The 17,102-nt window shown below is 74.6% G+C and carries 15 protein-coding genes; 7 read left to right on the plus strand and 8 right to left on the minus strand.

Annotation, left to right across the window (positions count from 1 at the left end; translation table 11 throughout):
- Positions 1-47: 47 nt before the first annotated feature.
- Positions 48-869 (minus strand): NAD(P)H-binding protein, encoded by an 822-nt coding sequence (locus ACIRS1_RS35515; RefSeq protein ID WP_363365644.1) that lies wholly within the window; start codon positions 867-869, stop codon positions 48-50.
- Positions 870-948: 79 nt separating this feature from the next.
- Between ACIRS1_RS35515 and ACIRS1_RS35520 the strand changes: the two genes are divergently transcribed.
- Positions 949-1,362 (plus strand): helix-turn-helix domain-containing protein, encoded by a 414-nt coding sequence (locus ACIRS1_RS35520; RefSeq protein WP_360220368.1) that lies wholly within the window; start codon positions 949-951, stop codon positions 1,360-1,362.
- 28 nt (positions 1,363-1,390) lie between these two features.
- Here ACIRS1_RS35520 and ACIRS1_RS35525 read toward each other — a convergent pair whose 3' ends face one another.
- The gene (locus tag ACIRS1_RS35525) at positions 1,391-2,671 is read right to left on the minus strand and encodes an alpha/beta hydrolase family protein (protein ID WP_402846568.1); all 1,281 of its coding nucleotides are present in this window, start codon (positions 2,669-2,671) and stop codon (positions 1,391-1,393) included.
- Between the two features lie 326 nt (positions 2,672-2,997).
- Here ACIRS1_RS35525 and ACIRS1_RS35530 point away from each other — a divergent pair, with 326 nt between their 5' ends.
- Entirely contained in the window at positions 2,998-4,224 is a 1,227-nt protein-coding gene (locus ACIRS1_RS35530; RefSeq protein ID WP_402846570.1) for an MFS transporter, read from the plus strand.
- Between the two features lie 75 nt (positions 4,225-4,299).
- Here ACIRS1_RS35530 and ACIRS1_RS35535 read toward each other — a convergent pair whose 3' ends face one another.
- The 4 genes from ACIRS1_RS35535 to ACIRS1_RS35550 all read right to left on the minus strand — a co-directional run bounded on the left by ACIRS1_RS35535 (position 4,300) and on the right by ACIRS1_RS35550 (position 7,744).
- Complete coding sequence (locus tag ACIRS1_RS35535; protein WP_402846572.1) at positions 4,300-5,520, minus strand: acyl-CoA dehydrogenase family protein; 1,221 nt, start codon at positions 5,518-5,520, stop codon at positions 4,300-4,302.
- A gap of 3 nt (positions 5,521-5,523) precedes the next feature.
- Positions 5,524-6,561, minus strand: coding sequence for a phosphotransferase family protein (locus tag ACIRS1_RS35540; protein WP_402846574.1), 1,038 nt, complete (start codon positions 6,559-6,561; stop codon positions 5,524-5,526).
- 146 nt (positions 6,562-6,707) lie between these two features.
- Positions 6,708-6,917, minus strand: a complete 210-nt coding sequence (locus ACIRS1_RS35545; protein WP_402846576.1) for a DUF397 domain-containing protein — start codon at positions 6,915-6,917, stop codon at positions 6,708-6,710.
- Complete coding sequence (locus tag ACIRS1_RS35550; protein WP_402846577.1) at positions 6,914-7,744, minus strand: Scr1 family TA system antitoxin-like transcriptional regulator; 831 nt, start codon at positions 7,742-7,744, stop codon at positions 6,914-6,916. The genes ACIRS1_RS35545 and ACIRS1_RS35550 overlap by 4 nt, the downstream gene beginning before the upstream one ends.
- Positions 7,745-7,866: 122 nt before the next feature.
- Between ACIRS1_RS35550 and ACIRS1_RS35555 the strand changes: the two genes are divergently transcribed.
- The 5 genes from ACIRS1_RS35555 (at position 7,867) to ACIRS1_RS35575 (ending at position 11,472) form a co-directional block, all read left to right on the plus strand.
- Positions 7,867-8,190, plus strand: coding sequence for a recombinase family protein (locus ACIRS1_RS35555; RefSeq protein ID WP_402846579.1), 324 nt, complete (start codon positions 7,867-7,869; stop codon positions 8,188-8,190).
- Positions 8,187-8,387 (plus strand): hypothetical protein, encoded by a 201-nt coding sequence (locus ACIRS1_RS35560; protein ID WP_402846581.1) that lies wholly within the window; start codon positions 8,187-8,189, stop codon positions 8,385-8,387. The genes ACIRS1_RS35555 and ACIRS1_RS35560 overlap by 4 nt, the downstream gene beginning before the upstream one ends.
- Entirely contained in the window at positions 8,384-8,599 is a 216-nt protein-coding gene (locus ACIRS1_RS35565; RefSeq protein ID WP_402846582.1) for a hypothetical protein, read from the plus strand. The genes ACIRS1_RS35560 and ACIRS1_RS35565 overlap by 4 nt, the downstream gene beginning before the upstream one ends.
- Entirely contained in the window at positions 8,596-9,705 is a 1,110-nt protein-coding gene (locus ACIRS1_RS35570; protein ID WP_360220330.1) for a hypothetical protein, read from the plus strand. The genes ACIRS1_RS35565 and ACIRS1_RS35570 overlap by 4 nt, the downstream gene beginning before the upstream one ends.
- Before the next feature lie 195 nt (positions 9,706-9,900).
- Positions 9,901-11,472, plus strand: coding sequence for an adenosine deaminase (locus tag ACIRS1_RS35575; RefSeq protein ID WP_402846584.1), 1,572 nt, complete (start codon positions 9,901-9,903; stop codon positions 11,470-11,472).
- A gap of 842 nt (positions 11,473-12,314) precedes the next feature.
- Here ACIRS1_RS35575 and ACIRS1_RS35580 read toward each other — a convergent pair.
- Both ACIRS1_RS35580 and ACIRS1_RS35585 read right to left on the minus strand, forming a co-directional pair.
- Positions 12,315-12,608, minus strand: a complete 294-nt coding sequence (locus tag ACIRS1_RS35580; protein ID WP_402846585.1) for a hypothetical protein — start codon at positions 12,606-12,608, stop codon at positions 12,315-12,317.
- A 208-nt stretch (positions 12,609-12,816) separates the two neighbouring features.
- The gene (locus ACIRS1_RS35585) at positions 12,817-16,938 is read right to left on the minus strand and encodes an AAA domain-containing protein (RefSeq protein ID WP_402846587.1); all 4,122 of its coding nucleotides are present in this window, start codon (positions 16,936-16,938) and stop codon (positions 12,817-12,819) included.
- Between the last annotated feature and the right edge of the window lie 164 nt (positions 16,939-17,102).

The following is a 17,102-nucleotide window of genomic DNA, read 5'->3' on the forward strand; positions in this document are numbered from 1 at the left end:
CCGACCCCCGGCGCAGTCGGGCCGCCCGGGGCTCAGCAGGTGGGGGCTCAGCGGGCGCCGGCGATGACGTCGAGGGCCGGGCGGGGCGGGCGGCCGAGCAGTTCCGCGAGGTCGCCCGCCCCGCCCGGCCCGGCCAGGAAGCCGTGGGCGATCGCCGAGTAGGTGCCGACCACCATCGGTACCTGGAAGTCCTGCGCGTCCGAGGCCGCCACCGCTGCCCGCGCCTGCGTCAGCCGGCCGGGCCGGTACTCGGCGCCGAGCGCCCCGGCCACCTCCGCACCCCCCAGCGCCCGCTCCCCCACCAGCTCGTACGTGCGCCCCGCGTGGGCCTCCGGGGCGAGTGCGACGGCGGCCGCCACCTCGGCGAGGTCCGCCCGGGCCACCGCCGCGAGCTTCCCGTCCCCGAGCGGGGCGCGGACCACCCCGTCCGGGCCCGGCGCGGCGATCGCGCCGAGGAACTCGGCGTACAGGCCGTTGCGCAGCACCGTCCAGCGCAGGGAGGACGACGCGCGGAGCCGGCGCTCGGTCCAGCGGTGGGCGAGGGCGTACGGCAGGTGGTCTCCGTCGCCGGAGAGGCTGGTGTAGACGACGTGCTCGACGCCGGCCCGTTCCGCCGCCGTGATCGCCGCGCCGTGCCGGGCGATCACCACGTCGTCCTCGGCGACTCCCGCCGAGATCAGCAGCAGGGTCCGCACGCCGCGGAACGCCTCCGCGAGCGTCTCGGGCCGGTCGAAGTCCACGAGCCGGGACGGCACCTCCGCGGGCACCGTCCCGGGCGTGCGGCTGCCGGCGGCCACGTCGGGGCGCCCGGCGAGCCGTTCCAGGACGAGCGTTCCGAGCGCGCCGTTGACACCGGTGACGAGCAGCATGGTTCCTCCGGGGATGATCGGGGGGCGGATTCCTGACCATCGTCGGCCGCCGGGGCGCCCGGCGTAAGGAGGCACTTCCATGTCAGCAGGGCACACCGCGATAACCACCCCTCGCCCGGTGGTCTGGTGCGAGGACGGCGTGGACTGCGGGATCCAGGACCTGCTGAGCCGGCTCGGCGAGAAGTGGTCCGTCCTGACCGTCGTCGAACTCGCCCAGGGCGTACGGCGGTTCCGCGAGCTGCAGCGCGCCCTGCCGGGCATCTCGCAGCGGATGCTGACGCTGACGGTGCGCCGGCTGGAGCGGGACGGCCTGGTCTCCCGGACGGTCCACCCGACCGTCCCGCCGCAGGTGGAGTACGAGCTGACGCCCCTCGGACACAGCCTGACCCACCTCGTCCGGGCGGTGGCGGACTGGTCCTACGACCACCACGACGCGATCGTGGACTCCCGCCGCCGGTGGGACGCCGCCAACCCCGACTCGGAGGTCCGCTGACCGCCCCACCGGCCCGCGCGCCCCTCCGCTACTTCGCGTACTCCATCTCCGGGAAGCGCGGCGAGGGACCGTCCAGCAGGTGGTCGTCGTGGCCGCGCAGCCAGCGGTCGAAGAAGGACGCCACGTACGTCCGGGTCGCCAGCACCGCGCGCTCCGGGCGGACCTCGCCCAGGTCCTTGCCGAGCTGCTCGGGGGTGATCGCGTCCTGCCGGGCGAGCTGGGGCAGCAGGGACTGCGCGTCGGTGTAGGAGGCGTGCCGGGAGCCGTCGAGGGTGACGTCGGCGTGCCAGCCCGTGCTGTGCTGCCAGAGGGCGTCCCAGCCGGGCTGGTGGTGGTAGTCCCCGGAGTCCTCCTCCCGCGTGCCCATCAGCAGGAACGGGCGGTCCACCCCCTCCGCCGCGACGTTCGCCAGGACCACCCCGGTGTGACCGTCCGGCCCGGGGAAGTGCAGCTGACCGTCCATGTTGACGGCGGCCGCGATCCGCGGGTCGTCGTGCATGGCCTGGAGGGCGGTGGAGCCGCCCGCCGAGTGGCCGACCATGCCGATCCGGCCGAGGTCGAGCGAGGCGGCGAGGCCGGCCGGCAGCTCCGGGTCGCGGCACAGGCCGGGCAGCTGGTCCAGCACGAAGCGGGTGTCGTCCACCCTGGTCTGCAGGGAGGTGCGCAGCACGTCGGCGAGGTCGAGGTCGGGCTTGCCCAGCAGCTCGGGGAAGACGGAGGTGGCGAGGTCCCCGTTCGGGAAGGCGACCTCGGAGGCGTCGTAGGTGTGGTCGACGGTGACGACGACGTAGCCGCGCGAGGCGAGGTCCTCGACCAGGCCGGTGCCCCAGGTGCGCGGGTCGCCGAACCCGGCCGAGTAGAGCACGACCGGGCGCTTGCCGCCGGGCAGGGCGGGCGCGTCGGTGCGGGCGTGGGTGCGGACGCCGGCCCAGTCGGTACGGCCGGGTTCGAAGCCGTAGTCGGACTGGCCGACGCTGCCGGCGCTGCCGAAGTGGTCGGCGGCGGAGCGCTCCATGTACGGGGCGCGGTCCCGGCCGGTGGCGGGCCGGGCGGTCGGGTACCAGAAGCTGATCATCAGCTCGCGGGGCTTCCCCGGCTTCCACCGGAACTCCCGGCTCGGGTCGGTCAGGTGCAGCGTCGTGGTCCCGACGGGGTACGGTCCGGTCGGCTGCGGCAGCCACGCCTGCGCCTGCCGGGCCGCGCCCCCGCCGTCCGGGGCCGCCGCCACCGCCCCGGGCGCGCCGACCACTCCCAGCACCGCCGTCGCCGCCAACAGTGCCGCCGCCACTCCCCGTCCCCGCCTGTGCATCCCGTCTCCTCGCCCTCGATCGGTCGGCCCGCCCGGTTCGCGCGGTCCGTTGAGCAGGACGGTACGGGTGGGGGCGGGGCGAAACCGTCATACCGGGGAGCCAACTCACCCCTGAGTACCAGGGTATGACTCCCTTAGGGGCCGTCAGGCCGTCAGGCCGACGGGGGGCGGGGCTCGGGCTCGGGGCGCGGGGCACCGACGGGAGCAGGGCGCCGGCCGCCGGAGCGGCCCCCGGGCGGCGTCGTCCAGGAAGCCGGTAGTCTCCGCCCGGATCACCGCCACCCGCTGATCGCCGGCCTCGACGACGCACGAGAACAGGAGGCGCCGTGCCGCGCCCCGAAGCGCTGCCCCGCACCGTCCGCCTGCTGTTGCTCGCCCGGGTCGTCAACCGGCTCGGGGCCTTCTCGCTGCCCTTCCTCACCGCGCTGATCAGCGCCGACCACGGCGCGAGCCTCACCTCCGCCGGGCTCGTCAGCGCCGCCTTCGGGCTCGCGACGATCCCCTCCCGGCTGGCCGGGGGGTACCTGGCCGACCGGATCGGCCGGCGCACCACCATCGTGCTCGGGCTCTGCGGATGCGCCGTCGCGCAGCTGGCGATCGCCGCGTCCGCGTCGCTGACCTGGGCGGTCGCCGGGGCGGTGCTGCTCGGGCTGGCCTTCGAGCTCTACGAGCCCCCGAGCCAGGCGATCATCGGCGAGTCCGTCCCCGAGCAGCACCGGGTGCGCGCGTTCAGCCTGTTCAGCGCCGCGCTCGCGGCGGGCGGCATGGGCGCCGGGCTGCTGGCCGCCCTGCTCGGGCGCTGGGACCTGCGCTGGCTCTTCGTCACCGACGCCGTCACCTGCCTGGCCTGCGCCCTGCTGATCCGGCTCGCCCTGCCCCACGACCGTCCCGAACCACCCGGCGCCGACCGGGACCGCGCCGCCGTACGCCCGCTGCGCGACCGGGCCCTGCTGAGCGTCCTGGCCACCGGCACCGCGTACGCCCTGATCAACCAGCAGGCCGTGGTCACCCTGCCGCTCGCCCTCACCCGGCACGGCCTGCCCGCCGCCGACGCCGGGCTGCTGTTCACCGCCGCCGCGGCCACCACCGTGCTCGCGCAGCCGCTGGTCCGGCTGCCCTGGACGACCCGGCTCGGCACGCCCGTCGCGCTCGCCCTCGCCCACCTCCTCCTGGCCGCAGGGCTGACCGGCTACGCCCTCGCCGGGGCCCTGCCGGGGATGCTCGCCGCGGCCGCGGTGCTGAGCCTCGGCGACCTCCTGGTGATCGGCCGCATCTACGCGCTCGTCACCGAGCTCGCGCCACCCGGTGCCGGCGGCCGCTACCTGGCCGTCTTCGGCACCAGCTGGGGCATCGCCGCGACGCTCGCGCCCGTCCTCGGCACCCAGCTGCTCGCCCGCGCGGGGACGACCGTGCTGTGGTCCGCCATGGCCGTGTTCTGCCTGCTGCTCGGCGCCCTGCACCTCCGGGTGACACCGGAGTCCGCCGGGTCCCCCCGCCACCGCACCGCCGGGAGGCCCGGACCGGCCGAGCCCGCGGCCGCCCCCGGCCCGTGACCCGCCGGCGGCGTGGCGCGGGCGCACCGGACCCTCCGGCGGGGTCGGTGCGCCCGCGCCACGCGCCGCAGTCGGTCAGGAGCCGCCCGCGTGGCGGCGGAGCTCGCGGCGGGCCAGCGAGCGCTTGTGGACCTCGTCCGGGCCGTCGGCGAGGCGCAGGGTGCGGTTGCCGGCCCAGAGCTGGGCGAGCGGGGTGTCCTGGCTGACGCCGGCCGCGCCGAACGCCTGGACGGCCTTGTCCAGGATCCACTCCACGGTGCGCGGCGTCGCGATCTTGATCGCCTGGATCTCGGTGTGCGCGCCCCGGTTGCCGACGGTGTCCATCAGCCAGGCCGTCTTCAGCACCAGCAACCGCAACTGCTCGATCCGCACCCGGGATTCGGCGATCCAGTCCTGGACCACACCCTGCTCGGCCAGCGGGCGGCCGAAGGCGACGCGCTCGCCCACCCGGCGGCACATCAGCTCCAGGGCCCGCTCGGCGATGCCGATCGCCCGCATGCAGTGGTGGATCCGGCCCGGGCCGAGCCGGGCCTGGGCGATGGCGAAGCCGGCGCCCTCCGCCCCGATCAGGTTCCCCGCCGGGACGCGGACGTCCTCGAAGAGCACCTCGGCGTGGCCGCCGTGGTCGGCGTCGTCGTAGCCGAAGACCGTCATGCCGCGCTTCACGGTGACGCCGGGCGTGTCGCGCGGGACGAGCACCATGCTCTGCTGGCGGTGCGGCTCGGCGCCCGGGTCGGTCTTGCCCATGACGATGAGGATCCGGCACTGCGGGTTCATCGCCCCGGTGATGTACCACTTGCGGCCGTTGACCACGTAGTCGTCGCCGTCCCGCTCGATCCGGGTGGCGATGTTGGTGGCGTCCGAGGAGGCCACCTCCGGCTCGGTCATCGCGAAGGCGGAGCGGATCTCGGCGTCCAGCAGCGGGCGCAGCCAGCGCTCGCGCTGCTCGGCCGAGCCGAACTGGGCGAGCAGCTCCATGTTCCCGGTGTCGGGGGCCGCGCAGTTCAGCGCGGGCGGGGCCAGTTGCGGGCTGCGACCGGTGATCTCGGCGAGCGGCGCGTACTGTAGGTTGGTGAGCCCGGCGCCGTGCCCGCCGGGGATGAAGAGGTTCCACAGGCCCTGCTTGCGGGCCTCGGCCTGGAGCTCGGCCACGACCGGCGGGACGGCCCAGGGAGCGCGGTCCGGGGCGGCCAGCTGCTCGGCGAGGACCGCCTCCGCGGGGTACACGTGGGCGTCCATGAAGGCGAGCAGCTGCGCACGGAGTTCGTTCGTCCGGGCGTCGTAGGCGAAGTCCACCGGTCAGTTCTCCTTGAGGGTGCTCAGGCCGTGCCGGGCGAGGACCGGGGCCATCTCGCCGGCCCGTTCGAACCCGGCGCCGAGGGTGCGGCCCTGCTGGAAGCGGTAGTGGATGCCCTCCGCGACGACGGCGAGCTTGAAGGAGGCGAAGGCCACGTACCAGTCCAGGTCCGCGGCCTGCCGGCCGGTCGACTCGGCGTACCGGGCGACGAGTTCGTCGGGCTTCGGGAAACCGGGCGCGGTCGCGGCGGAGGGGATGATGCCGCCGCCGACTCCGGCGAGTTCGGTGTACATCACCAGCAGGCCGATGTCGGTGAGCGGGTCGCCGAGGGTGGACATCTCCCAGTCGAGGACGGCGGTGATGACGTCGGTGCCGTCGGTGCCGTCGACGAGGACGTTGTCGAGGCGGTAGTCGCCGTGGACGAGGGCGGGTGCGGGCGGGACGGGGAGGCGCTCGGCGAGCAGCCCGTGCAGCCGGTCGACTGCGGGCAGGTCGCGGCTGCGGGAGTTGGCCAGCTGGGTGGACCAGCGGCGCAGCTGGCGCTCCAGGTAGCCGTCGGGGCGGCCGAAGTCGGCGAGGCCGACGGCGGCCGGGTCGATCCGGTGCAGGGCGGCGAGGGTGTCGACGAGACGGCGGCCGAGGGCCTGGACGCGCGGGGCGCCGAGGGCGGCGAACGGGGCCGCGTCGCGGTGGGCGGTGCCGGGGACGTGCTCCATGAGGTACCAGGGGGCGCCGAGGACGTCCGTGCCCGAGTCGAGGAGGAGCGTGCGCGGGACGGGGACGTCGGTGTCGCGCAGGGCGGTCATCACGCGGTGCTCCCGGCCCATGTCGTGCGCGGTGGCGAGGACGTGGCCGAGCGGGGGGCGGCGCAGGACCCAGCGGGTGGCGCCGTCCGAGAGGACGTAGGTGAGGTTGGAGCGGCCGCCCTCGATCAGGGAGGCGGTGAGGGGGCCCTGGACGAGGCCGGGCAGCTCCCGGTCGAGGTGGTTCCGCAGGCGGCCCAGGTCGAGCCCGGGCGGATCGGCGGGTGTCTCGGACATCGGGCGGCTCCTCGGAGGGTGGGCGTAGCGTTGACTAAGCGCTTGCTTAGCATTCAGCCGGAGGGCGCACCTGTCAATGGCGGACGGAACGGAACGAGCCCCCGGACCGCAGGGTCCAGGGGCTCGCAGGGTAGGGCGGTGGCCCGTCAGACGGTGCCGAACTCTCCGGCGGCGGCAGCGGCCACGAAGGCCCGCCAGGCGTCGGCCGGGAAGAGCAGGACGGGCCCCTCCGGGTCCTTGGAGTCCCGAACGGGCATCACACCGGGAAACTCGGGGGCGATCTCGACGCAGTTGCCGCCGTTGCCGCTGTAGCGGCTCTTCACCCACCGAACACCGGCCAGGTTAAGGGCCGTCATTGAAGTTCCTTCCGAACAGCGCGAACCATGGCAAGGGACGCCGCTGTGTCCAGCGACTCCACCTTGAGGTGATCGTAGTCCTCTTCCCAACGCGCGACGCTCTCCCTTCCACGCTCCAGATGGCCGCGCGAGTGGGATTCCGCATAGCCCACCACAGACCTGTCCGGGAGGGTCAGCAGCACGACCGGCAACAGAAACGGCCGCTGCTCCCCGAGACTGAACGGCGCCACCTGGATGGTGACGTTGGGACGCTCGGCCAGCATCAGCAAGTGGTCCATCTGGGGAACCATGACCGCCGCTCCACCCACCGTACGGCGGAGACAACTCTCGTCAAGCACTGCGTGGATGACGGGCGGCGGGTTCTGCTCCAGTATCTTCTGCCGGCCAGACAGGAAGGCAACTCGCCCGTCAGCCTGCTCTTGGGTGATGGCGCCGCGACGCACACTTCCGACCTCCAACGCGGCGGCATAGGCGGGAGTCTGCAGCAGACCCGGGATGACACCCAACTCAAAGGTACGGAGCTTTCTGCAACGCGCCTCCGCCTCAGCGAACTCGGAAAACCCCTCCAGCAGACTGGCGTTCGAGATTCGCCGCCACAGCTCCTTGAACACGCCACCCGCCTCGAACACCCGGTCGGCCGCCACCGCGAATTTAAGGGTTACAGGCTTCTTAGCCCGTTCGATGTAAGAGACGAGGCCATGGCTGTAGCCCATGCGCCTGCCGAGTTCCCCCTGGGACCACCCCCTGGAGCGCCGCATCCTGCGAAGTTCATCTCCGAAGCGAATAGCGGGAGATGATGACGGACCATCTCCGATCGACTCCACCACTGCCCCTCCCTGTAACTCAACAAGACTGTGAAAGTTGAGGCCTAGAGATCCTAGGCACATCCACCCCACCATGGCTACGGCAAGTCACACCTCAAGTGCTATGCGCAACCATGGAGATCCCCATGCCCCCGAACTTCCAGGTCGTGATGTACCTGGCCAAGACCGACGCCGGCTTCCCGGAACGCGAGCTGCGCCTCTGCGAGCGGTACGCCGCCGCCTTCGACTGGGGGGTCTCCCTCATCGTCGTGGACGACGAGGTGGACGCGAGGGGTCCGGAGCACCGGCCGATGCTGCGGGCCGCCCTCCAGCGGCTCCTCGACCGCGAGGCGGGAGCCATCCTCGTCCCGACCAAGGCCACCATCTCCCCCATCGACGGCGAGTTCAACGAGTTCGCCGAGCGCGTGGAGAAGGCCTCCGGCTTCATCCAGGTGGCGACCCGCCGATGACGACCGGCCGCTACGCGATCATCCCCGCCGACGACGCCTGCGACGGCTCCTCCTACCCGGTCTGGTTCGTCCGCGACCGCCGCACCGGCGAGCCCGTCCGGGCCCTCCCGCCGTCCGACGCCCCCCTGCGCTTCTACTCCTACGCCCTCGCGCAGGTGTGGGTCCTCCGGAACGCCCCCGCCCCGGAACCCGCGTGACCGCGGAGTCCCGCTACGAGGTCCGCCTGATCCGGCCGAGCAGCCCGCACTTCCTCCTCCTGGAGTGCTGGGGCCTCTGGGACCCCGCCCGGCACGCCTACCTGCGCGTGCCGGGCTCCTCGGGCCGGATCAGGCGCTTCTACACGCCGACCGCGGCGCAGACCTACCTGCGCACCCCACCGGCCCGCCCGCCCGACACAATGACCGCATGAGGTTGATCCACACCGCGCTCGGCGCCCTGCTGCTCCTGCTGGTCATCGGCAGCATCCTGCGCACCCTGGTCGTCCCGCGCGGGCTCTACTCGGCCCTGGTGCACCGGCTCTGGCGGGTCCTGCGGACGGTGCTGCGGCTCTACGCGACACCGTTCCGCACCTACCACGCCCAGGACCGGGCCCTGACCTGGCTGGCCCCGCTCGTCCTGCTCGGCATGCTCGCGGTGTGGCTGGGCGGCATGCTCATCGCGTACACGCTCCTGCTGCACGGCACCTCCGAACTCGACTGGTCGGTGGCGTTCCGGGAGGCCGGGTCGAGCCTCTTCACCCTGGGCTTCGCGAGCGGCGAACGCCTGCACCTGTCCGTCATCGACTTCATGGCGGCCGCCAGCGGGCCGCTGGTGATCGCCCTGCAGATCTCCTACCTGCCGACCATCTACGCCGCCTACCAGCGGCGCGAGACCGAGGTGACGCTGCTGCAGTCCCGGGCCGGGGAGCCCGCCTGGGGGCCGGAGCTGCTCGCCCGGCAGACCCTGGTCGACACCGAGACGGCGCTGCCCCAGCTGTACCGGGACTGGGAGCGCCTGGCCGCAGACATCGGCGAGAGCCACTCCAACTACCCGGTGCTGCTCTCCTTCCGCTCCCCGCAGCCGAACCGCAGCTGGGTGGTCGGCCTGATCGCGGTGATGGACGCCGCCGCGCTCCACCTCGCCCTCTGCCCCCGCACCGCACCGGCCGAGGCCCGGCTGGTCCTGCGGGCCGGTTTCACGGCGCTGCGCGACATCGGGCGCTCCCTGCGGGTCGACTTCGACCCGGACCCGGACCCGGACGTGCCGATCCGCCTCACCTACACCGAGTACATCGGCGCCGTCGCGATGATCGCCGCCGCGGGCTTCCGCAACGAGCGGCCCGTCGAGGACGCCTGGCGGCACTTCCACGGCTGGCGGGTCAACTACGAGGCCCTCGCCTACGAGCTGGCCCGCCGCAGCGACGCCGTGCCCGCGCTGTGGACCGGCCCGCGGGACTTCCACGCCCCGGTCATCCCCCCGGCCCGCCCGACCGACCGCCGCCCGGGCCCGTCCAGCCCCACGCTCCCGCCCGCCTGAGCCGCCGGCCACGCCTCCCCTCGCCGGACGGCCTCCCGGCCTCCGGCGTCCGACCGCCGACGGACGCCGGAGGCCGTCCGGCCGCTCAACCGTTCGCAGCCGCCCGGGCCCCGCGCGGCCGCCTGTCCGGGTGAACGCCGCTTGACACGGCGTCGGCAGCCCGCCCCCGGGGCCGGCCGCGACGACCATACGGCCATGTCCCTCTCTCTGCGCCGAACCAGCGCCGCCGCCGTCGCCGCCTGCGCCGCCCTCCTGCTCCCCCTGCTCCCCGCCCAGGCCCACGCCCTGCCGCAGTCCCCCGGCACCGCCGCCCACAGCCCGGAGGCCCGGGTCTCCGCCCTCCTCGACCGGATCCGCGACCGGCCCGAGGCCCTGCGGGCCTTCCTGCACGAGCTGCCCAAGGGCGGCGACCTGCACAACCACCTCTCCGGCGCGGTCTCCACCGAGCTGCTGATCCGGCTGGCCGCCGACGACGGCCTGTGCATCGACGCCACCCTCACCGCCCAGGTGGCCCCCTGTGCCCCCGGCGCCCGCCCGGCCTCCGACGCCCTCTCGGACCCCGCGTTCCGCCAGGACGTCATCCGCGCCTGGTCCATGCAGGACTTCGCGCCGGGCCCCGAGTCCGGGCACGACCACTTCTTCGCCACCTTCGGCAAGTTCGGCGAGGCCAGCTGGCGCCACCCGGGCCGGATGCTCGCCGAGGTCACCGACTCCATGGCCGACCAGCACCAGGAGTACCTGGAGACGATGATCACCCCGGCCTCCGGCGGGGCGGCCGCGCTCGCCGCCAAGGTCGGCTTCGACCCGGACCTCGCCGCGCTGCGCGCCAAGCTCCTCGCCGACGACGGCATCGCCCGACTCGTCGCCCAGGCCCGCGCGGACGCCGACGCGATGTTCGCCGAGTACCAGGCGACGGCCGGCTGCGGCGGCGGCCACCCGGCGCCCGGCTGCGCCGTGACCGTCCGGATCATCTCCCAGGCCTCCCGGGCCTCCACTCCCGCCCGGGTCTTCACGCAGCTGCTGCTGGGCATGGAACTCGCCAGCCAGGACGACCGGTTCGTCGCCGTCAACCTCGTCCAGCCGGAGGACTACCCGGCCTCGCTGGAGAACTACACCCTGCAGATGCAGATGCTGGACTACCTGCACCCGCTCTACCCGAAGGCCCACATCACCCTCCACGCGGGCGAGTTGGTGCCCGGCCTGGTCAAGCCCGAGGACCTCCGCTTCCACATCCGCGAGGCCGTGCTCACGGGCCACGCCGAGCGCGTCGGCCACGGCGTCGACGTCGTCCACGAGGACGACTCGGCCGACCTCCTGAGGACGCTGGCGCAGCGCCACACGCTGATCGAGGTGCCGCTGACCAGCAACGAGCAGATCCTGCAGGTCTCCGGGCCGGACCACCCGTTCCCGCTGTACCGGCGCAACCACGTGCCGACCGCGCTGGCCACGGACGACCCGGGCGTCTCGCGCGGCGACATCACCGAGGAGTACCAGAAGGCGACCACCCGCTACCAGCTGGGCTACCGCGACCTGAAGGGCCTGGCCCGCACCTCACTCGAGTACGCGTTCCTCCCCGGCCGCAGCCTCTGGCAGGACCGCGACGGCTTCCGCCCGGCACCCGAGTGCGCCGGCGAGACCCTCGGCGCCGCCCACCCCGGCCCGGCCTGCGACGCCCTGCTCGCCGCCAGCCCCAAGGCCCAGGCGCAGTGGCAGGAGGAGTGCGCCTTCACCGACTTCGAGACGGCCGTCCTCCACCGCCGCGACTGACCCCGACCACCCCCGACGGCGCGGGCGGACTCCCCACGACGGAGCCCGCCCGCGCCGTCACTTCGCCGCACCCGGACCACCGACCGCCACCCGGGGCCGGAAGGACGGAGCAGGCACGTGACGCCCGCTCGGCGGTCTGCGACCTGATCCGCGCCAACAGTTAAGGAAATGACTTCCGGCGCCAGGATGGCCTGTCGAAGGCCGCGGCCTTCGCCCTCACCACCAACGAAGTTCTCCGGATGCCGGCCGGCGGAACCAGGCCGCACGGCTGTGGTTGGCGGAGGAAGGAAACGGCATGGCAAGAGTCTTGTCGGCCGGCTGGTGGAGGTGGCGCGGGGGGTGAGCGCCTGGGCCGTTCGCGGGGCGGCTTCACGAGCAAGATTCAGCTGAGTGCGGCCGACCGCTGGCGCCCGCTGTCTCCGATCATCACACCCGGACAGCGGGCTGACTGCACCCAGTTCGTGCCGGTGCTGGAGAAGATCCGGGTTCCTCGCCAGGGTTGGCGGACCTCGGAACAAGCCGGACAGCGTCGCGGCTGATACGGCCTACCGCAAGGGCCCCCGCCGCGAGTGTCTGCGGCGCCGGGGCATCCGGTACACGAGCCCGAGAAGGCTGGTAGCCAGACCCCTCCTTTGCCCAAGGGGTCACGAGGCGGACGGCCACCAGGGTTCGACGAGGAGCGATACAGGAAGCGCAGCACCGCTGGACGGGCCGTCAACCAGCTGAAGGACTCGCGGGCCGTGGCCACCCGTAACGACAAGTGCGCCTACGTCTTCCTCGGCACCGTCATCGCAGCAGCTCCCTGGTCATCTGGCTGCGGGCGCAGCTGTCCTCCTGCGGAGCTACTGGCCGGCGCGGCGGTTGAGCCAGGACTTCTCCAGCTCCGACAGCGCCGGGTCAGGCACCGGCCCGGTCTCGTCATAGACGGCGATGGGGTCATCCGGCGCCGACCACGAGCCGACCGTCACCAGCCGGTACACATATTCGCCGCCCTCCGAGAGCGGGACTGTGATCGTCTCGGGCGCAGGCGGACCGGGCACACACCGGCCCACGTTCTCGCTGTAGGGCCCGGCGCCGAAGAGCGCGTGCATCCAACCACGCGGCGGTCTTTCGGTCACATCGAAGACGTCCTCCAAAGCCCTGCCCTTCTGCCGCAAGGAGCGTATCGGGCGCCAGAACCCGGAGGCACCCCGTCGAGATCGGCCGGACAGCTCCTGGGGGCCGGTCTGCCGCCGCCTCGTAGGACGGCGCCAGTGACCGTGAGCCGGGGCAGGCGTCCCGGTGGCCTGAGCCCGGCGGGTGGCGGGCCCGTCCGTCGCGGTCTGGGGGCCGGGGCGGCGGACGTCACGCGGGTGGGGCGGCGGTCGGTCCGGCGCCGTCCAGGGGCCAGGTGTCGCGGTCCTCGAGGTGGTCGTAGCAGGGGAGTTCGGCGGCGAGGACGTCGAAGTGGGGCAGCGGCGCCCACAGGGCGCGGTCGCCGACGACGTAGAGGCGGCGTTTGGCGCGGCTGGCGGCGACGTTGAGGAGGTGCGGGGTGCGGGCGGCCCAGGCGCGGGCGCCGGGGCGGCCGCCGGCGCCGAGCAGGAGGACGACCACGTCGGCTTCCTTGCCCTGGGCCCGGTGGACGGTGGCGCAGCGCTCGTCGACGTGTTCGGGGGTCCAGCCGGGGAGGGTGCGGCAGGTTTCGCGGGCTTCGCGGACGAGGGCGCGAAACGGGGCGATGATGCGCAGGCGGTCGACGTCGACACCGTGGCGGTCGAGTTGGCGTAGGAGGAAGGTGAGGGCACGGCGGTCGCGTTCGCCCCAGGGCGCGTCGGTGGGGCGGTCGGGGTCGGGGGTGTCGAGCCAGCGGCTGGGCAGGAGGCCGTCGTGGTCGGGGTCGGGGAAGGGCTGGGGGCGGGTGCCGTGGACCATGAGGCCGCCGTAGGCGGTGTCGTTGCTGACGGTGAACATGGGGTCTTCGCAGCGGCGGTGGACGCGCAGGGGTGAGCCGACCCAGACGGTGTCGTGCTCGGCGCCGGCGGGGGCCGGCAGGTAGGTGCCGTAGCGGTTGACGCGGTCGGCGACGGCCTGGGCGGAGGTGGCGCAGGGCAGCCATGCGTCGTCGACGCGGTGGGCGAGCAGGAGGCGGCGCTGCAGGGCGGCGGGCATGGTGACGACGGGTTCGAGTTGGAGGGGGTCGCCGACGAGGACGGCGTGGCGGGCGCGCCACAGGGCGCCGACGGCGGCCTGCGGGGTGGCCTGGCCGGCTTCGTCGACGAGGACCCAGCCGAGGGAGGCGCGGCCGAGGCGGGCGAACATGCTGCCGAGGGAGGAGAAGGTGGTCGAGACGACGGGGACGAGGAGGAAGAGGGTCTGCCAGGCGTGCAGGACCTGTTCGTCGGGGACGGGGCCGTGGTGGCCGGTCATGAGGTCCACGAGGACCTGGAGGTTGCGGCGGATCCGCTGGGCGGTGTGGGCGGCGAGGGCGCGGTGGAGGTCGAGGGCGCGTAGGAAGAGGTCGCTGCGGGCGGTGTTCCAGGCCTCGTCGGACCAGGGGGCGCCGAGTTCCTGGGCGTGGTCGTCGAGGTGGAGCCAGTCCAGGGGCAGGGAGGGGAGGGCGGTGGCGGCTTCGCGCAGGGTGCGGTGGGCGGCGGCGCGGCGGGCGGTGGCGTCCTCCAGGTCGCGGCGGGCGGCCCGGGCCTCCTCGCGGGCCTGCTCGGCGGCGGCGTACGCGGCGGATTCGGCGGCGCGGGCGGTGTCCTCGCGGGCGCGGGCCTGGGCTACTGCGGTGGCGGCTTCGGTGAGGGCGGTGGTGGAGCGGGTGCGCAGTTCGTCGGCGGCGAGGTCCTGGGCGCCGACGCAGCGGGCGATGTGGTCGTAGGCGTCCTCGAGGGCGGTGCGCTGCTGGACGAGCTGGGTGAGGAGTTCGGCGCGACTGCGGTGGCGGTGCTGTTCGGCGGCCTCGCGTTCGGCGCCGCTCTGCAGCAGGCGGCGCAGGCCGGCGCGCAGGCCTGGCTGGGGGGCGGTGGGTTCGTCGTGGAGGGCGGTGAGGGCCTCGACCTGGCGGCGGTGGTGGTCGGCGGCTTCGCGGGCGGCGGCGAGGACGCCCCGGGCGTCGGCGAGGGCCTGGCGGGCCTGGGGGACGCGCTCGGTCGCGGCGCGGTGGGCGGCGTCGGCGGTGCGGACGGCCTCGGTGGCGGTGTCGACGGCGGTGAGGGCTGCGGCGTGGCGGGCCCGGGCGTCCGCCGCGCGGGCGTCGGCGCGGGTGATCGCGGCGCGCAGGGTGTCGAGGCGGGCGTGGGCGTGCTCGGGTCGGGTGTCCGCGAGGGCGGTGGCGAGGCGGGCGCGTTCGGTGCGCAGGCGTTCGACCTCGGCCTGGGCGGTGTGGAAGGCGGCGACGGCCTGGCGCCAGGAGGGGACGGGCTGGGCGGGGGCGGCGACGGGCGCGGTGGTGCCGCTCCGGTCGGTGGCGGCAGGGACGGCGGTGCTCCGGGCGGTGGCGCGCGTGCGGTCGCCGCGCTGGGTGCGGGTGGCGGGCTTGGTGCTGGTGGCGGGCTTGGGCGGGGCCGGCGGGATCCACTCGCCGAGGATCTCGTTCATGCCGCGCAGCGGCGGGAGTCCGGCGGTGGCCCGGGCGGCGGTCTCGTCCTCGGGGAGCCGGCCCCACCAGAACCGCTCGGTGAAGCGGGTGCGGTTGGTCTTGTTGCCGAGGACGGCGGCGACCAGCCCCCAGGCGGGGGCGCCGCCGAGGAGGGCGGAGGCGAGGTCGGAGAAGTGGTCGGGACCGTCGTGCCAGTGCTCGTCGAGGGCGTCGGCGCCGGGCAGTTCGGCGGTGATGTTCTCCACGGCGCCGTTGTTGGAGGAGGCGACGACGATCTCGCGGCCGGTGAGTCGCGGGTCGAGGGCGTAGACGAAGCGTGCGTGGCGGCCCTGGCGGTCCCTGCCGCGCCACTCGGCCCCGGTGAACGCCTGCTCGGGCCGCCGGTAGGTCGCCATCACGGCGGCCCGTTCGACGACGAGGGCGGCGACCAGGTCGCGCAGCATGGTGGTCTTGCCGGTGCCGGGCGGGCCGTTGACGGAGAAGAGGCGGCCGGCATCGGGGTTCGCGTCTGCGGCGCGGTCGTCTCCGGCGCGGTCGGCGAGCATGCGGTTGACCGCGAACTGCTGGCTGAGCGCGAGCGGGTGGCTCGCCTTGGCGGGCCAGCGCCCGGCGGGGACGAGGGCCGGGTCGACGCCCTCGAGGACGGTGAGGCGGTCCTCGCGCAGATCGGTGCGGGCGTCGAGGGAGATGTCCCGGCGGTCGGTCAGGTAGGCCTCCAGGGCGGGTCCGAGGCCGCCAGCCGCGTCGTCGCCGAGCGCGGCGCGGACGCGGGCGAGGTCGGGCGGCAGGAGGCTGTTGAGGAACGGCTGCGGGGCGGCGGGCTTGTCCTTCGGGTCGCGAGGGAGCCGGACCAGCCTGCTCTGGACCCGGATCACCCGCGGGTCCAGGTGCTCCTCGACCCCGCACAGGTGGGCGATCTGGGCGGTCAGGGCGACGAGGTCGGCGAGCGTGACCGGGCGCTTGCCGGTGTCGTCCGCGGCCCCGCCGTCCGGTGAGGGCGCATCGGCGGCTCCCGGCCTCGGCGAGGGCGGGGCGGCGGGCCCGGGGCTTGGAAGGAGACGGTCTTCCGAGCCCTCCCGGGCCGAGCCCCCTCGGTCCGCGTCCTCCCGGTTCGGACGGCGGGCCGCCGACCACTCGGCGACGCGCCGGACCAGCGGCTCCGCCGCCCCCTGCACGGCGGCCCCCGCGACCTCGCCGAACAGCGCCCCGACCGCCGCCACCGCCGCGCCGCCCAGGATCTCCGCGAGCAGCTGCCGCCATCCGCCGTCGGGGGCGTCCTCCTGACGTACGGACACCGTGCCCACGGGCCGCGACAGCAGGGGGTTCGGCAGCGGAGGCGGAACAGGAGCGGCCCCGTACGGCACCGGCGCGGCGGCCAGCCGGCCCACCGCCACCTCGAACGCCTCACCCAACTCCTCGAACCCGTCCAGCCACCCCGGCGCCGACGGCCCCGGGTCGAAGAGCCGCCCCGCCGCCCAGGCACACGCGGACACCACCGAGGTGTCCCCGATCGGCCGCCCGTGCTCGTCCAGGACCAGCGCGAACATCGCGCTCCCGCCCGGCAGCCGCAGCTCCTCGTCCGGCACCCCCGGATCCGGCTCCGTGCCCCTCGGCAGTGCGGCGATCATCGCCTGGCGCAGCCGCTCCAGGTCGAACACCCCGCCGTATACCTCGTGCCGCCACACCATCCCCCGCGGCGCCCGCCACGCCGCCGTCTCCGGGTGCTCCGGCGCCCACGGCAGCACCGGCGCCGCCCCTCCCGCGGCCGGGGTGACGTCGACGACGACCGTGTCCGACGCCCGGGGCCGGCCAGCGCGGCGCTTGCGCGGCACCTCCGGGATCGGCGGCGGGCTGAACAACTCGATCGCCCGCCAGCACTCCAACAGATCCCGGACCCGCCGGCCCCGCCCGTCCCCGGTCCGCACCCCGTTGCCCCCTGCGTCGAACCTGCGGCCCACCGCCGCTTCGTGTGCCGATCAGCCGGCGGCCGAATCTACCGGACGACGGGCAGGCGGGCCGGGTACTCGGGCGGCTTCGTCTCCGCGGA

Origin of the sequence: Kitasatospora sp. NPDC101176 (assembly GCF_044768035.1) — a bacterium.
Classification (GTDB): Bacteria; Actinomycetota; Actinomycetes; order Streptomycetales; family Streptomycetaceae; genus Kitasatospora.

Bases quoted from the DNA above. Each gene is read 5' to 3' on its own strand.
- ACIRS1_RS35515 (WP_363365644.1), bottom strand. From the start codon at position 869: ATGCTGCTCGTCACCGGTGTCAACGGCGCGCTCGGAACGCTCGTCCTG.
- ACIRS1_RS35520 (WP_360220368.1), top strand. From the start codon at position 949: ATGTCAGCAGGGCACACCGCGATAACCACCCCTCGCCCGGTGGTCTGG.
- ACIRS1_RS35575 (WP_402846584.1), top strand. From the start codon at position 9,901: ATGTCCCTCTCTCTGCGCCGAACCAGCGCCGCCGCCGTCGCCGCCTGC.
- ACIRS1_RS35570 (WP_360220330.1), top strand. From the start codon at position 8,596: ATGAGGTTGATCCACACCGCGCTCGGCGCCCTGCTGCTCCTGCTGGTC.
- ACIRS1_RS35555 (WP_402846579.1), top strand. From the start codon at position 7,867: ATGCCCCCGAACTTCCAGGTCGTGATGTACCTGGCCAAGACCGACGCC.
- ACIRS1_RS35560 (WP_402846581.1), top strand. From the start codon at position 8,187: ATGACGACCGGCCGCTACGCGATCATCCCCGCCGACGACGCCTGCGAC.
- ACIRS1_RS35525 (WP_402846568.1), bottom strand. From the start codon at position 2,671: ATGCACAGGCGGGGACGGGGAGTGGCGGCGGCACTGTTGGCGGCGACG.
- ACIRS1_RS35540 (WP_402846574.1), bottom strand. From the start codon at position 6,561: ATGTCCGAGACACCCGCCGATCCGCCCGGGCTCGACCTGGGCCGCCTG.
- ACIRS1_RS35545 (WP_402846576.1), bottom strand. From the start codon at position 6,917: ATGACGGCCCTTAACCTGGCCGGTGTTCGGTGGGTGAAGAGCCGCTAC.